At 63.2% G+C, this 14,592-nt stretch carries 16 protein-coding genes and 2 tRNA genes; 8 read left to right on the top strand and 10 right to left on the bottom strand.

The features are described 5' to 3' along the window. The first annotated feature begins 21 nt into the window (after positions 1-21). On the top strand, positions 22-1,248 hold the full coding sequence (locus QMG80_RS13270) for an LL-diaminopimelate aminotransferase (protein ID WP_085773239.1): 1,227 nt from the start codon (positions 22-24) through the stop codon (positions 1,246-1,248). Between the two features lie 99 nt (positions 1,249-1,347). Then, positions 1,348-2,469: a DUF2865 domain-containing protein gene (locus QMG80_RS13265; RefSeq protein ID WP_085773238.1), complete on the top strand. Its 1,122-nt coding sequence runs from the start codon at positions 1,348-1,350 to the stop codon at positions 2,467-2,469. A 55-nt stretch (positions 2,470-2,524) separates the two neighbouring features. Here the strand turns inward: QMG80_RS13265 and dps are convergent, their stop codons facing one another. Continuing rightward, a complete protein-coding gene (dps, locus tag QMG80_RS13260) occupies positions 2,525-3,118 on the bottom strand; it encodes a DNA starvation/stationary phase protection protein Dps (RefSeq protein ID WP_085773237.1) in 594 nt (197 codons plus the stop codon). Positions 3,119-3,236: 118 nt separating this feature from the next. Here dps and QMG80_RS13255 point away from each other — a divergent pair, with 118 nt between their 5' ends. The 5 genes from QMG80_RS13255 to QMG80_RS13235 all read left to right on the top strand — a co-directional run bounded on the left by QMG80_RS13255 (position 3,237) and on the right by QMG80_RS13235 (position 7,222). Next, a complete protein-coding gene (locus QMG80_RS13255; protein ID WP_199769002.1) occupies positions 3,237-3,758 on the top strand; it encodes an NADAR family protein in 522 nt (173 codons plus the stop codon). Between the two features lie 63 nt (positions 3,759-3,821). Next, positions 3,822-4,373, top strand: coding sequence for a hypothetical protein (locus tag QMG80_RS13250; RefSeq protein WP_085773236.1), 552 nt, complete (start codon positions 3,822-3,824; stop codon positions 4,371-4,373). A 301-nt stretch (positions 4,374-4,674) separates the two neighbouring features. After that, entirely contained in the window at positions 4,675-5,307 is a 633-nt protein-coding gene (locus tag QMG80_RS13245) for an NADAR family protein (RefSeq protein ID WP_085773234.1), read from the top strand. 655 nt (positions 5,308-5,962) lie between these two features. Beyond that, the gene (ybiA, locus tag QMG80_RS13240; RefSeq protein ID WP_158658892.1) at positions 5,963-6,532 is read left to right on the top strand and encodes a riboflavin biosynthesis intermediates N-glycosidase; all 570 of its coding nucleotides are present in this window, start codon (positions 5,963-5,965) and stop codon (positions 6,530-6,532) included. A 60-nt stretch (positions 6,533-6,592) separates the two neighbouring features. Beyond that, on the top strand, positions 6,593-7,222 hold the full coding sequence (locus QMG80_RS13235) for a hypothetical protein (RefSeq protein ID WP_245300000.1): 630 nt from the start codon (positions 6,593-6,595) through the stop codon (positions 7,220-7,222). Between the two features lie 103 nt (positions 7,223-7,325). Here the strand turns inward: QMG80_RS13235 and QMG80_RS13230 are convergent. From QMG80_RS13230 to QMG80_RS13190, 9 genes are all read right to left on the bottom strand, one after another. Beyond that, positions 7,326-7,417 (bottom strand) — tRNA-Ser (locus QMG80_RS13230). 31 nt (positions 7,418-7,448) lie between these two features. Next, positions 7,449-7,524, bottom strand: a tRNA-Asn gene (locus QMG80_RS13225). A 102-nt stretch (positions 7,525-7,626) separates the two neighbouring features. After that, the gene (locus QMG80_RS13220) at positions 7,627-8,520 is read right to left on the bottom strand and encodes a PfkB family carbohydrate kinase (RefSeq protein WP_085773231.1); all 894 of its coding nucleotides are present in this window, start codon (positions 8,518-8,520) and stop codon (positions 7,627-7,629) included. Between the two features lie 100 nt (positions 8,521-8,620). Further along, the gene (gene nrdR / locus QMG80_RS13215; RefSeq protein WP_085773230.1) at positions 8,621-9,112 is read right to left on the bottom strand and encodes a transcriptional regulator NrdR; all 492 of its coding nucleotides are present in this window, start codon (positions 9,110-9,112) and stop codon (positions 8,621-8,623) included. Positions 9,113-9,436: 324 nt separating this feature from the next. Then, a complete protein-coding gene (locus QMG80_RS13210) occupies positions 9,437-10,576 on the bottom strand; it encodes a bile acid:sodium symporter family protein (protein ID WP_085773878.1) in 1,140 nt (379 codons plus the stop codon). 56 nt (positions 10,577-10,632) lie between these two features. Continuing rightward, positions 10,633-11,913 (bottom strand): serine hydroxymethyltransferase, encoded by a 1,281-nt coding sequence (gene glyA, locus QMG80_RS13205; RefSeq protein WP_085773229.1) that lies wholly within the window; start codon positions 11,911-11,913, stop codon positions 10,633-10,635. Between the two features lie 140 nt (positions 11,914-12,053). Continuing rightward, entirely contained in the window at positions 12,054-12,416 is a 363-nt protein-coding gene (locus QMG80_RS13200) for a DUF5615 family PIN-like protein (RefSeq protein WP_085773228.1), read from the bottom strand. Between the two features lie 129 nt (positions 12,417-12,545). Next, complete coding sequence (locus tag QMG80_RS13195) at positions 12,546-12,779, bottom strand: DUF433 domain-containing protein (RefSeq protein WP_085773227.1); 234 nt, start codon at positions 12,777-12,779, stop codon at positions 12,546-12,548. 64 nt (positions 12,780-12,843) lie between these two features. Then, positions 12,844-13,437: a DUF3501 family protein gene (locus tag QMG80_RS13190; protein WP_085773226.1), complete on the bottom strand. Its 594-nt coding sequence runs from the start codon at positions 13,435-13,437 to the stop codon at positions 12,844-12,846. 478 nt (positions 13,438-13,915) lie between these two features. Between QMG80_RS13190 and QMG80_RS13185 the strand changes: the two genes are divergently transcribed. Then, positions 13,916-14,590 carry a Crp/Fnr family transcriptional regulator gene (locus tag QMG80_RS13185; RefSeq protein ID WP_085773224.1) on the top strand — a complete coding sequence of 225 codons (675 nt, stop codon included), beginning with the start codon at positions 13,916-13,918 and terminating at the stop codon, positions 14,588-14,590. The last annotated feature ends 2 nt before the right edge of the window (positions 14,591-14,592 follow it).

Below are 14,592 nucleotides of genomic sequence, written 5' to 3'. Positions count from 1 at the left end.
GCTAAACGCCCTGGAACAGCTATGCCGGACTTCTATCGCATCCAACGCCTGCCGCCCTACGTCTTCGAGCAGGTCAATCGCCTGAAGGCCAAGGCGCGCGCGGGAGGCGCCGACATCGTCGACCTCGGCATGGGCAATCCCGATCTCCCAGCGCCCCGTCACGTCGTCGAGAAGCTCGTCGAAACGGCGGGAAAACCGCGCACCGATCGCTACTCGGCCTCGAAGGGCATTCCGGGCCTGCGGCGCGCGCAGGCCAGTTACTATCGGCGCCGGTTCGGCGTCGCGCTCGATCCCGAAACCCAGATCGTCGCGACGCTCGGGTCGAAGGAGGGCTTCGCCAATATGGCGCAGGCGATCACCGCCCCGGGCGACGTGGTGCTTACGCCGAACCCCTCGTATCCGATCCACGCCTTCGGCTTCCTTATGGCCGGCGGGGTCGTGCGCTCTGTACCGGCCGAGCCGACTCCCCAATATTTTGCGGCGCTCGAACGCGCGGTCAAGCATTCGATCCCGAAGCCGATCGCCGTGGTGGTCTGCTATCCCGCCAATCCCACCGCCGCCTTGGCCTCGCTCGATTTTTACAAAGACTTGGTGGCTTTCGCCAAAAAGCACGAGATCTTCATCCTTTCGGACGTCGCCTACGCCGAGGTCTATTTTGACGACGAACCGCCGCCGTCGGTGTTGCAGGCGCCCGGCGCGATCGACGTCACCGTCGAGTTCACCTCCATGTCCAAGACCTTCTCGATGGCCGGCTGGCGCATAGGTTTCGCCGCCGGCAACGAGCGGCTTTGCGCGGCGCTGGCGCGCGTCAAGAGCTATCTCGACTACGGGGCCTTTACGCCGATTCAGGTCGCGGCGGCCGCGGCGCTGAACGGCCCAGAGGACTGCATCGCCGAGATGCGCGCGATCTATCGCCGGCGCCGAGACGTGCTGGTGGAAAGCTTCGCGCAGGCGGGCTGGACCATTCCTTCGCCGCGAGCCTCGATGTTCGCCTGGGCGCCGATACCGGAGCGCTTCGCCGAGCTGACGAGCCTCGAATTCTCCAGCCTCCTGATCGAGAAGGCGGATCTCGCCGTTGCGCCGGGCGTGGGCTTTGGCGAGCACGGGGAAGGCTTCCTGCGTCTCGCGCTCGTCGAAAACGAGCAACGCATCCGACAAGCTGCGCGCAACCTACGGAAGTTCTTCGATTCCGCCGATGAGCGGCTCCATAATGTGGCGCCAAAGACACGCCTCGCAGCTTCTTCGTGAAAGCGCCGTAAAGTTCGTTGATCGTAACGGCGAGTTCACAGATAGTCCTTCTCCGGGGCCCTTCCCGCGTCCATCTGCGCCAGGAGCGTGCGAAACGAGATGCGAAACCTCGCTGATCATCGGACGACTGGCGTCCTCGGCGCGAGCCGGCTTGCGATTACGCTGTTCAGCGCCTTGGCCTTGGCTGGTATCTTTCTCCAGCCTGCGGCGGCGCGCCCCGATGACAGCGCCTATTGCCAGAATCTACGCGCGCAGATCGCCCGAAGCGGCGGCGAGCGCGCCTCGGGCCGGCAGAGCGCCGAGCTTCGCCGCTTGCAATACCGCGCCCATGCCATCGGCTGCGGCCGCGGCGCGTTCCTGATCTTTGGCCCCAGCGAGCCGGCGGAGTGCGGAGGGCTGCAGTCTCGGATCGCGCAGCTATCGAGCGTCGCTAGTCCGACGTCGGGCGGCTATTGGGGAGGCTCAGACCGCAGCGCCCTTTTGGCCCGCTACGACGCCGAATGCCGGCACGGCGATCGCGCCGCCCGACAAGCCGAGCCCTCGAATATTTTCGAAGCGCTGTTTGGCATGGTTCCGCGCCGCGACGAGCCGACGGTCGACGGGCCGGGCGGCGGCGTCCTCAATCCCGGCGATCCGGATGGGGAATACCACGCCCAAGGCGGCTCCGAGGCGATTTGCGTCCGCCAATGCGACGGCGGTTTCTTCCCGGTGAGCTACTCGGCGCACCATGGCAATCTTCAGGACCTTAATTCGCTTTGTCAGGCGCAATGTCCGAATGCGGAAGCGGCGGTCTTCACGAAATCCCTGTGGCGGGACGTCGACACGGCCGTCTCGATGGACGGCCAGCCTTATATGAGCCTCCCGAACGCGCTGAAGTTCCAGAAGCAGCGCAACGCCGCCTGCAGCTGCAAGCCGCCGGATGTGAGCTGGGCGCAAGCGCTCGAGGGCGCGGAGCGTCTGCTCTCCTTCGAACGGCATCACGATTCGATCCTCACCGCTGAGGAAGCGGAGCGGTTGTCGCGGCCCCTGCCGATCGGCGGGGCGAGCCGGCGCGTCGCCAACGGCCAAACGCGGCGGGATACACGCGTGATCGATGCCGTGGCCTCGCCGCCAGCCGAATCCGCGGCTGCGGGCGTGGGCCTGGATCAGGGCGTCTACCGTCAGGTGACTGGGCCTGATGGAGCGACGAAACGCGTGCGCGTCATCGATCCCGCGCTCTGAACCGAGGACGCGGCAGCGTCCCGTTTCAGCTCAGGCGCGGTATGCGCCTCTCAACTCATGGCACGATATGCGCTTCGATGAACCAAAGCGCCTTGTCGAGATCGCGCGAGTAGTTCGTGAGAATATCGGCGCTGTCGGCGTCGCCCGCCTCGTCCAGCGCGTCGATTCCCCCGCGCACCGCGTTCGCGACCTTACCGTAGCGGTCCGCCAGCGCGTGGAGATGATCTTCGAGCTTTGAAATGTCGAGCGGATAGGGCTCCAGGGCCGTGGCGCCGGCGACCGCCTGCGTGGAGCCGAGCGCGACGCCGCCGAGTTGGACGACCCTTTCCGCGATCGTGTCGACGTGCCCGTCGATCTGTGTGCGGAACCCGTCGATCATCTCATGAACTGCGATGAAATTCGGCCCGCGCATGTTCCAATGCGCCTGCTTGGTCGCGAGCGCGAGATCAATCGAGTCGGCCAGCCGTGCGTTCAGGAGCCCGATGGCCGTAGCTTTGGAATTCGAGGCAAGATCGTTTCGAGTCTCATGCGCTTTTGTCGTCTTGGTCGTCGCAGTCGTCTTGGTCGTCAAATCCGCCTCCTCCGCTTCGCCGTGACGCGCGCCGCCGCCTTTGCGGGCCGGCTGCGCGGCTTTCGCCCGACTCTGCATAATGGCGCGGGCCGCCGCGTCGGCAAGACGGCCAGGTAAGATTTTCAGGTGATCACAACGGTGTCTGCGCTCGCCCGCGCTTGGCGGCCTGCTTTTATACACGGCGACGAAGAGCGTGATGACGGCGCATTTCCAAAAATGCGAAGTCCCCAAGATGAGCTGTGACCCCGTCGACATCAAAGCCAAAGCGCCCTTCCCCGCCGGCGCCCTGAGCAATTTTGCTCCGCACGCTTTCGCGTTGGACGGGATAGCCTGTGGCTCGATGGAGGGTTTTCTCCAAAGTCTGAAAATTCAGGACAGCGCCGAGCAGGCTCGCGTCTGCCGTCTCTCTGGAGCCGAGGCGCAAAGCCGGGGGCGCCAAGAAGACTGGAACAGCGGAACGCTATGGTGGCAAGGAAAGCCCGTCGACCGGCTGTCGGACGCCTATCAGAAGCTGCTTGACCGCGCCTATGACGCGCTCTTCGCCCAGGCGCCAAAATTCCGGAATGCGCTTGCGGCGACGGGAGAGGCGCCGCTCACCCATCGAATGGGAAAGTCGGACCCTTGCGAGACAATCCTCACCGAACAAGAATTCTGCACACGCCTTGAACGCTTGCGAGCCCATTTCGGAGATCGATCGTCAACGCGCTCGCGGGGGTGAAAACTACGAAGATGCGTCCGTCTGATTCTGAGGCCGCAGCCGAATCAGTTCCAGAGTGTCAAAATGCGATCCGTTCTTCGTTACGGGATTGGCGTCCCGTTCTGCCTTATCCTGTTGGGGGCGTCGCCGCTCGCCGCAAACCCGATCTATGTTTTGATCGGCGTCCCGCTTCTGCTTCTGCTATGGGCGCTTGTCGCTGCCCGGTCGCTGATCCTGTGCGTCCGCTTTGCGGCTCGCGGGCTCTGGAAATCTTCCCTGGCGTGCGCCGCGCTTCCCGTCGCGGCCGTCCTGGTTTGCCTCTATCCAACCATCTTCTTGCGCAGCTGCGCGGTCCTTGGAGACGTCCTCCACTTCGTCGTCGCGCTACCCTATTACGAGCGCGTGGTCGCTGGACTGCCACGCAACGAGAGCCCGCGCATCGCCGTGTTCAATTGGGGCGGCATGGTTTGGAATTCGCGCGGCGTTGTCTACGATGAGAGCGACGAGGTCGCGCTTCCTGCGGGCGAACAATCTGTCGCGTGGCGCGCAAGCGCGCATTTAGGAGAGTTGCAGTGTGGAGGCTTTTCGGCTCAACCACTCTGGCGGCATTACTATCTTGTGAGTTTTCCGTGCTAAATCAATTAGTTGTATTTGCAGAGGCCGCCGGTCATTTGGCGGTGGCGGCGCTCAATTCGTCGGCTCCTGGATTTGAAGGCGTGTCGGTCTCAATCATCATGGCCCAAACACAGCCAGTTTCCGCTGTGTAAGGCGATCATTCAGGAGAGTTCGGCCGATCCACGGCTTTGCGAAGCCCAGAGCCTGCCCCATGCCCCTCCGGGCGAATGCCGAGATCAAGGCTGTGACGGAGGCTGGGCGTGCCAAAGTGACTCGGATACCAACCGTCAACTGAGCCTCCCTCAGCCAACGAGATTTTACGATGCGCGTCATTCTTAAGACCGGAATTCTCGTCTTCGCCGCTGAAACCGAAGATGAGCGCGCCCAATTCGCAGCGTGGAGCGAGACGACCCGGGGTCACGTGTTCTACTTCGACGGAGGGTCCGCAAAGGGCGGCGCCCTCCGTGATCTCGGCCCACGCGAAGAGGCCTGTCGCGAACCGATCAATATTGTCTACGACATTGAGGAACAATGGCTGCCGATCAGCAATCTGGCCGAAACTCCCTTCACGCTGAGAGACAAAACCTATGCGAGCATCGAGGGCTTTTGGCAGGGCCTGAAGTATCCTTTGGAGGAAGATCGACGACGCGTTGCGGCGCTTTCGGGACGCGACGCCAAATTTGCGGCGCCGAAGGGACCGACGCCGGCGACTTTCAGCTATGACGGGCGAACTTATGTCGCCGGCAGCGCTAACCATCGCGCGCTCATGCTGCAGGCCTGCCGAGCGAAATTCACCCAGCATCTTCCGGCACAGAAAGCCTTGCTTTCAACTGGCGAGCGCCCGCTCACCCATCGTGTCCGGCGCGACAGCAAGACGATTCCGGGCGCCCTCATGGCAGAGATCTGGATGCGCGTCCGAAGCTGGCTGAAGAACCGCGAGACCGGGGCCTCATGACAACCCCGGACAGTCATGAAAGCCATGCCGCCTCGCCCGACCTGGCGTTTGCGGAGTTGCTCATTCAGGCGAGCCAATTCATGACTGCTCCTGATGTTGCTCGATTGCGTTGGACCCGATTCAACTCGCGTTTGGCGACATGTCGGGCTCACAGATCAGCGCGCGTGGCGGAATCAAAAGCCGCGCTGGCCGCTCACGAAAGGCAAGCCCGGGTCGTCTCGGGTGATGATCGCAAAGGACAACTCGGAGCTGGCAAATGCGACGTATGACTCCCGTCAACCTTTCGCGCGCCGAATGCCTGGCGCGGGCCTCGGAATACGAGTGGTTGGCGGATCATAGCCAGACCGCCGAAGGCGTAGCCTATGACTTCGATCAGGCCAGGCTCTGGCGAAGCCGGGCTCTGGTTGCGCCTCCGCAAGTGGAAAATCCGCGCTCGCCTACGAAGGCCGGGGCGTCGCCCACGCCACAATGGGGGACAAAATCCAGGCAATCCCCGGCTACAGCAAGGCGATCGGGCTCGATCCGAATTATGCCGAGGCTTACCAGAACCGTTCGAGAAGTTATGATCGTCATGGCGAGGAGGATCAAAGCATTAGTGACACGGCTAAGGCGAAATCTCTCAGGCTGTCGTCTCCCCCCGGTATCGAGGCCCATCGTGATTGAGTCAGCACCCGTTCCGGCCGATGGCCGCATCCTGTATTTTTCGAGGGATCACGCAGCCTTCGGCTTTCTCTCCCACTTCCACCCCTCGCCCATCACGCTCGATAACGATCATTGGGTGACGGTGGAGCATTTCTACCAGGCTCAAAAGTCGGATCACCCAGACTACCGGGCGGCCATACGCGCTGCGGAAACGCCCGGTCTCGCCAAGCGTCTTGCCGCTCAACCGATGGCGCCCGGGCGCTCGGCGCAGCAGTCCTGGTTTCGGAAGAACAGCGTCATGCCACGGCCAGATTGGCATGACGTCAAACTCGAGATCATGCGGCGCGCCGACTTGGCAAAATTCTCCCAAAATCCCGACCTTGCAGCACTGCTGCTCGCAACAGGTGACGCCGAACTGATTGAAGACTCTCCGTCCGAGCCGTTTTGGGGAACCGGGCCGGACGGCCAGGGGTTCAATTGGGCCGGTCGCGTGATCATGGAAGTTCGCGATCAACTAAGGAGAACTGAAGATTCGACCGGCTTCCCAAACGGGTCAGCCGACTTCAGAGCCAGCTATAACTGACCACATGGAAGTGGTGATACGCGCGCCAATTTCTCAAGCAACATGTCGGCATGTTGAAGCTTGGTTGAGCTTGAGCGCAGCAACCTAATCGGCTGGCGTAAAGCGGAGCGCCAGGGCGCGCAGAATCCAGGAATTCAGTTTCTTGCGGAAAAAGGGTTCGGCGAGTTCGGGGATTTCCCCGCGATTGGACTGAAATTGCAGAATGACGTGAGGGAGTCCGGGAGCCGCGCACAGGATAGAGTCCTGGAGTTCCTCCAGGCCGGCGACACAGTTGGCGCCGCTCGCGGCCCCCGTGATCGGGGCGGCTTCGCCATACACATCAGAGAATTTTTCGCCGATTCTGATCCCCGCGACCGTCGCGCCTTTCGGGCCGGAAACTTTCAGATAGCCGACGCGACCATTCCCGCCTTCCAGGAAGAAACCTTTCGGACCCTCAGCATTCCTCAGGAGACGAGTGTGGAACCTTTCGCCTTCGGATTTCCCCTCACCGGGGCCGAGGAGAACTTTCAAGCCATCCCGCTCGGCGACGAAGGCGGTCCAGCTCGTGTCCTCTCTTCCATCCGTTGTTTTCTTAATTTCAAATCCGGGAAGCGCCGAGGCGATCGCCTGCTCTGTGAAAGGCGTCTTATCGCTGACATCTCCGAAGCCGCTTGCGCTGAGGGACAGCGGCGAAGTCGCGCCAGGCCGTAGCGCTTGACGCCATGCCGAGGAGCAGAGCGGGCGCGACGAGCGCCGCGCGGAGCTTCGTCAAAACATGCGCCGCGAAGTCAGACTTCGCCGAATGCGCGGCGAATGGCGGAGAGGGAGGGATTCGAACCCCCGATACGGTTTCCCGTATGCCGCATTTCGAGTGCGGTGCATTCAACCAGGCTCTGCCACCTCTCCAGCAACGCTATCGCCCAGCAACAAAGGCGACTGGCTCCCCGAGTAGGACTCGAACCTACGACCTAGCGATTAACAGTCGCGTGCTCTACCAGCTGAGCTATCGGGGAACGTCCGGCGCATATAGCAAGCGGCGACGCGGCTTGCCAACCCCTTTTGGCGTAAATCGCTGACTGCTTTCAATCCGGCCCGATTTCGCGGCGCGGAAGCGCTCACGCCGCCTCGCCGTAACGCCTCTGCGCCAAGAGAATATCGGCCTTAGACGGTAGCCCCGCCTCATTTCCGAGGTGCTGCACCTTATGCGCGGAGGCCGCGCGAGCGAAGTCGAAGTGCTCGCTCCAGGGCGCGTCGGGATTATCGAGGTAGGAGGCGCAATAGGCGCCGTGGAAGACGTCGCCTGCGCCCGATGTGTCGATGATTCGCTCTCTCGGCACGCTGAGCGCGATCTGACGCTGCGGGGCGCCGCCGCCTTCGCGCCAGAGAAGGCCGCGCGCGCCGTCGGTGACTCCCGCTATGCGCACGCCCTTGCTCGTGAGAAAGTCGAGCATCTCTTCCTCGGAGAGCCGCATCTTGTGGCAGAGGTCCATCGCCACGATCGCCACGTCGACGAAGTCAAGGAGCTCGATGAGCCCCGGGCGCAGCGCGCCGCCGTCGAGCGAGACCAGAATGCCCTTCTCCCGCGCCGCCCTAGCGTAATGCATGGCTGCGTCGGGCATATGTCCATCGAGATGCAGGAGCCTCGCCGACGTGATGTCGAGGCGCGGAAAATCCTGCAAATAGTGATCGTCCCGCGCGCGCAATATGGCGCGCTTGCCCTCCTGCGGAAACACGAAGGAGAGCGAGGAGCGCGCGACGCGACGCGTGTGCAGGCGCAGCCCGAAGGTCGCGGCCATGTCCTGGAACATATGCGCAAGCCAGTCTCGGGCCAGCGGAGCGAGGAGATCGGGCGGCGTCCCGAGCTTGGCGCAACAAAAGGCGGCAGTGGCGGCGTTGCCGCCAAATGAGACGGCATAGTCCTGCGCGATCGCCTTCTCGTCGCCCTGCGGCAGGCAGGGAGCGAGCATCGTCACGTCGATATAGGAATGGCCGATAAAAAGAGCGTCCAAGGCTTCATCCTTCGTTTGCGGCGCTCGCGGGCGGGAAGCCGGTTGATTATGAAGGGTCTGAGGCTCGGCGAAAAGTCTCTCAGACTTATGACGCGGCGGCTTAGAGCTTTTTCTCGGGGGCCGCGTCCGTCTGCCAAGCGCCGGCGCTCTCCAGCTCGTCGATCAAGGTGTTGAAGTCGCGCGCCTCGCGAAAGTCGCGGTAGACCGAGGCGAAGCGCACATAGGCGACGGGATCGAGCGCGCGCAGGCCCTCGATCACCAGCTCGCCGATCCGCGCGCTCTCGACCTCGGGCTCGCCGGAATTCTCCAACTGGCGCACGATTCCATTGACCATGCGTTCGACGCGCTCGGGATCGACCGGCCGCTTGCGCAAGGCGATCTCGACCGAGCGCATCAGCTTGTCGCGATCGAAAGGCGCGCGCCGCCCGGATTTCTTGACCACCACAAGCTCGCGCAGCTGCACGCGCTCGAAGGTCGTGAAGCGCCCGCCGCAGTCGGGACAGACGCGGCGACGCCGGATCGCCGAATTATCCTCGGCGGGGCGCGAATCCTTCACCTGCGTGTCGGGCGAGCTGCAATAGGGACAGCGCATGACTGCGTCTTCTCGAGCGGGATTGATCTGCTTACCCATCGCGGCGGGCGACGGCAAGGCAGGAAAGCAAGCCAAGCTCACGATGGTCTGGACAGCGGGAGTCCGATTCCTCTTGAATAACCCAGCGCCTCGCCCCTGCCTTCTCTCTCCAAGAAGATCGGACAGTCTCGGGTCTTCGCTCCCCGCCAGAGGCACGAGCCCGCGAAAGTTATCAGAAAATGGAAGAATCATGTGCTGACCGAGCGGGCGGCGGCGCAGGAGCTGGAAAAATTGCTCGCGCTCAACCTCGCCCGGGCAAACAAAGGTGGCTGACGACGCCCAAGCTCACTCGGTCTGAGCGCGCTCCTCATGCGGCCTCGAGAACCCGCCGCGGGCGATTAGGCGATCGGCGAGCGACGCGCCGAAATGCTGGACGAGATTGTAGCAGATGATCGGCAGCATCACGCCGGGATGATCGGTCAGCTCGAGCGAGGCGAGAACCAGCCCCGCGCCATTATTGTTCATGCCGAGTCCAAACATCAACGACGCCATGGCGGCGCGCTCCGTGCGAAAGGCCCGCGACAGGAGATAGCCAGCCGCGAACATCGAGAAGCAGAGGGCGACCACGACGCCGACCATGACCGCGAGATAATCGAAATCGGGCTGAGCAACGAGGCTCGGCAGGCTCAGCGAAGCGTTCGAATAGTTGAGTAGCAGCAAGACCACGGAATTGATGATCTTCATGTAGGGAGAAAGTGAAGCCGCCCGCCGCTCTCCAAGCAGTTTATGGGTCGCGATCCCTAGCAGAGACGGGAGAATGACCCAGACTCCGAGGAAGGAGCCGGCGCTGCTTTGGGCCAGCTCATGCAGGTCTTCGGAGTAGTCGCCGGTTGTGAGGAAGCCTGCCGCGTGCAGCGCGAGCGGCGAAAGAATCGGACTGCATAAGGTGGACAGCAGGATCAGGCCGAGGCTCAAGGCAAGATTGCCATTGGCGTTTTGCGCCCAGGCGGTCGAGGTCCCCGCGATCGGCATCGAGGCCACCAGGGCCAGACCGGCAAGAATCCGCTGCGTCTCGTCGGCGTTGCTCCAGGACGCCAACAGGAGGCTAACGCTGGCAATGAAGGCCAGCGGCGCGGCGACATTCGTGGCGGCGCCAGCGAGCAGCAAGCCCGGCTTGCGCAGCAGGCTCGATAATTCGGCGGTCCTGACGCCAAGCCCTGCGTTGAAGAGAAGGAAGGCCAGCATCAGCGGCGGCAGCGAAACCGCGATTTTGCCCTGCGGTAGGCTGACAGCGCCAAGCTCGGCGCTGCGAAAGTAGAGGCCGAGTCCGGGAAAGACGGCGGCGAGAACGTAGGACGAAAGGATCAGCCAGATAAAGTAACGATGGATCGCGTGCTGGAGCGCCGCTACCGCGTGGGCAGTGCCGATGCCCCCCGCCCCTTTCGGCAAAGTTTCGCGAGAGCCTGCGGCCCCCCTGCGTTTCATCCCGCGCGAGTCGGACGCGCCCTCCCCCTTGTCTCTGAGGGAGGGCTCGAGCTCCATCAATAAGCGTAGATCGGGAACTTCGCCGTCAGCGCGTGGACTTTCTCCTTCACCGCGGCTTCCGTCGCGGCGTTGCCCTCCTCGCCCTTGGCGGAGAGGCCGTCCAGCACTTCGACGATCATGCCGCCGACCGCCTTGAACTCCGCCGTGCCGAAGCCGCGCGAGGTCGCCGCCGGCGAGCCGAGACGAATGCCGGATGTCACGAAGGGCTTCTCCGGGTCGAAGGGGATGCCGTTCTTGTTGCAGGTGATGTGCGCGCGGCCGAGCGCGGCTTCCGCAGCCTTGCCAGTGATCTTCTTGGGGCGCAGATCGACGAGCATCAGATGATTCTCCGTGCCCCCCGAGACGATCGCAAGCCCCGAATCAACGAGGGTCTGCGCAAGCGTCTGCGCATTGTCCTTGACGCGCTGCTGATAGGCTTTGAACTCGGGCTGCAAGGCCTCGCCGAAGGCCACGGCCTTGCCGGCGATCACATGCATCAGCGGGCCGCCCTGCAGGCCCGGGAAGACCGCCGAGTTGATCTTCTTGGCGATCTCCTCGTCATTGGTCAGCACCATGCCGCCGCGCGGGCCGCGCAGCGTCTTGTGCGTCGTCGTCGTGACGACATGGGCGTGCGGGAAGGGCGACGGGTGCAGCCCCGCCGCGACGAGCCCGGCGAAATGCGCCATGTCGACCATGAAAATGGCGCCGACCTCGTCGCAGATCTTGCGGAAGCCCGCGAAGTCCCAGATGCGCGAATAGCCCGACCCGCCGGCGATGATGATCTTCGGCTTATGCTCCTTGGCGAGACGCTCCACCTGCTCCATGTCGATGCGCTGGTCGTCCTTGCGCACCGTATAGGGGACCGGCTTGAACCACTTGCCCGAGAGATTCACAGGCGAGCCGTGCGTCAAATGGCCGCCAGCCGCGAGGTCGAGGCCCATGAACGTGTCTCCCGGCGTCGCGAGCGCGAGGAAGACAGACTGATTGGCCTGCGAGCCGGAGTTCGGCTGCACATTGGCGAAGCCGCAGCCAAAGAGCTGCTTGGCGCGCTCGATCGCCAGATTCTCGGCGATATCCACGAACTGGCAGCCGCCGTAATAGCGCTTACCGGGATAGCCCTCGGCGTATTTATTGGTGAGAACGGAACCCTGCGCCTCCGTCACCGCGCGCGAGACGATGTTTTCCGACGCGATCAGCTCGATCTCATCGCGCTGACGGCCGAGCTCGAGCTCAATCGCCTTGAAAACCTCGGGATCGGAAGCCGAAAGCGGGGTGGTGAAGAAACCGGACTGACTCATCATTTTCCTCAGTGTCGGGTGCGGAGAATGCGCCGGCGCTTTCTGCGCGCGCGCGAGAGCCGAGCGCTTATCACGCCCCTTCCGCGCGGAAAAGAGCCTAAGTCGAGGCGACCCGCAGCCGTTGGTCGCGGGGCGCGGGCTCAGGAAGGCGCAGTCAGCTTGCGCATTCGCACGCGGCCCGACTCCACAACCGAAAAGTGCCCTTCCCAGTCGCGCCGCTCCGCGATACGCGAGGCGAGCATTGACCCCACACGGCTCGCCGGCGGCGTTGGGAGACGAAAGAGAATGATGCCGGAACTCATGGACACACCGACGCGGAAGGCCGATTCACCGAAGTCTTTGTCGAAGGTGAGAAGAATGCGCCGTTCCTCGCTGGCGGTCTGGAGAACTTGCTGATCGCTAGAGCCCGGAGACGCTTCGCAAATCCACAGGACGTCGTGGCCCGCCGAACGCAGAGCCGCCACGGCGAGACCCGGAAAGTTCTCATCAGCCAGAAAGCGCATCCTACATTCCGGAACTGCGTCGAAGACCGAGGGACGGACGCTCTGGCGGCGCTTCGAGTTTGGGCGCGCAAAGATTACCGCCGCCGCCCTGTCGCCGTTCTGGCGGGAGCGGGATTGGGGCCTCGCCGATCACGCGCTCGAGGACAGAAAAATTTTCTCCGAGCTCAGGATGTCGCGCGCATAGGCGAGGCAGGCGATGATGTCCTCACGCGAGAGAGTCGGATAATTCTGCAAGATCTCGGTCTCGCTCCAGCCGTCGGCCAGGAGACCGACGACGAACTCGACGGAAAGTCGCGTTCCCCGCACGATCGGTTTTCCCACGAGCACTTGCGCATCGAGAACAATCCTTGCGCCTTCGGGCATGGCTTTGTCCTTTGCTGAAGCCCTTATCCTAAGGCCTGCAGAGCCAGGATCAATAGTGGGGGGCTTAATCGAAATCCCCCGCCAGCGCCGCCCGCGTCGACTCGTTCAGCACCGCCATGTGATTGTAGCCCGGATGCGAGAGCCCGAGGATCACCTGCGCATTCGGCGTCTTGAAGGCCTGGATCTGCGCCGGCGTGAAAGTAAAATGCACGAATTGCACCGCGCTCGCCTTCCCTTCCGCGCTGGTGCGGTCTTGGTCGGCCTCGGGCAGACCTTTGATCTTCTCCGATCCGATCTGGAAGAAGGAGGTCTCCTCGATCCCGCCGAGCCCGTCCAGCACGCGCGCGCGACGCAGCGGGTCGTCGATCTCGATCATGAAGGTCGCGGCAAGCTCGTCGCCCTGAGGAATGAGCGGATTATAGGCGGCAAGCTCGCCCTCGAGCTGCTCCGCGCCGCCCTTCTCGATATGCATCATTTCCTGCACCTGAAACCACATCGTGTCGAAGTTTTCGAAATAGAAGGTCACATAAGGACCAACCTCGATGCGACGGTCGCGCTTCCTTTCGGCGTGACGGCGCCGATGCTCCGGCCGGCTCTGCGCATAGTCCTGCCAGGCGAGAATGTCGGAAGCGGCAAGCTTGTGTTTTCTCGGCGTCATGATTTTTTCCCGTGTGCGTCGCAGGGGGCGCGGCAAGGCGTCGCCGCGTTCAGGGCCCGATGTGCTGGCCGTCAGGCAAACGGCGCGCCGCCATCGAAATAATCGCCCGCGACGCATTTGGCGGCCCGCGAGAGAGGCGCACTGTCGCGAGCCGCCCGCCGCGAACTTTGTCGCGTCCTTGCTAACGCGACGGCGCCTCCGACTCAACCGTCTCGCCTCGAGGCTCAGCGTTAAGATCCTGTTGAGGGCCGACGAGGCCGCGAGGCCGCCAGTCGAAGGGAGGCGAAATAAAGAAAACCACCAGCGTCCGCAGCCGATCCTCCGTGACGCTCCGATCGAACAGAGACCCAAGGCCGGTTGCGCGCTTCGACCCATTGGGAGAAAGCTAACCCTGACGATTGTTCGGGTCTATACGCTGGGTCGCGCTGCGTTCGGGCCAGCCTCGTAAACGCCGCGTAACCCTGGATGAGAACGCCTCATGCAGACGCCCGCGATGGATTGGATCGAGGCCATGCCGGCGCTACGCGGCATGGACCCTTCGGCAAAAGCGCTGCTGAAAGCCTCGGCGACGCGAATCCTTTTGCCGCCCGGCGCAACCGCCTTTCGTCCGGGCGACACGGCTGCCCAGTTCCCCTTGGTCGTTTCGGGAAGCATCCGCGTTCAGAAAATCACCTGCACGGGCCGCGAGATCGTGCTCTATCGCGTCTCCGCGCATGAAACCTGTATCCTCAGCATCGCGGGGCTGCTCACGGGCGAGGAATACACCGCCGAGGCGATCGCCGAAACCGAGGTTGTCGCCTATGCGCTGAGGCCGTCGGCTTTCGAGCGCATGATGGGCGAGTCCGCGCAGTTTCGCGCCTTCGTCTTCAGCGGGTACAGCCAGCGCATCGCGACCCTGATGGCCCGTATCGAAGACATTGTCTGCACGCGCATTGACGTGCGCCTCGCCGAGCGGCTTCTCGCTATTCTCAAGTCGGAGGGCCATATCGAGACGACCCAGCACGCGCTCGCCGCCGACCTCGGAACGGCGCGCGAGGTGGTGGGGCGCGCATTGCGCAATTTCGAGCGCGCGGGCTGGGTCAGCCTATCGCGTGGCGCTGTGGAGATCGTCGACGCTACCGCGCTCAAGGCGTTGCTCGCCGATAGGGACTAAAT

It is taken from the genome of Methylocystis bryophila (genome assembly GCF_027925445.1).
Classification (GTDB): Bacteria; Pseudomonadota; Alphaproteobacteria; order Rhizobiales; family Beijerinckiaceae; genus Methylocystis; species Methylocystis bryophila.
This window is presented reverse-complemented; position numbering and strand designations above follow the sequence as displayed.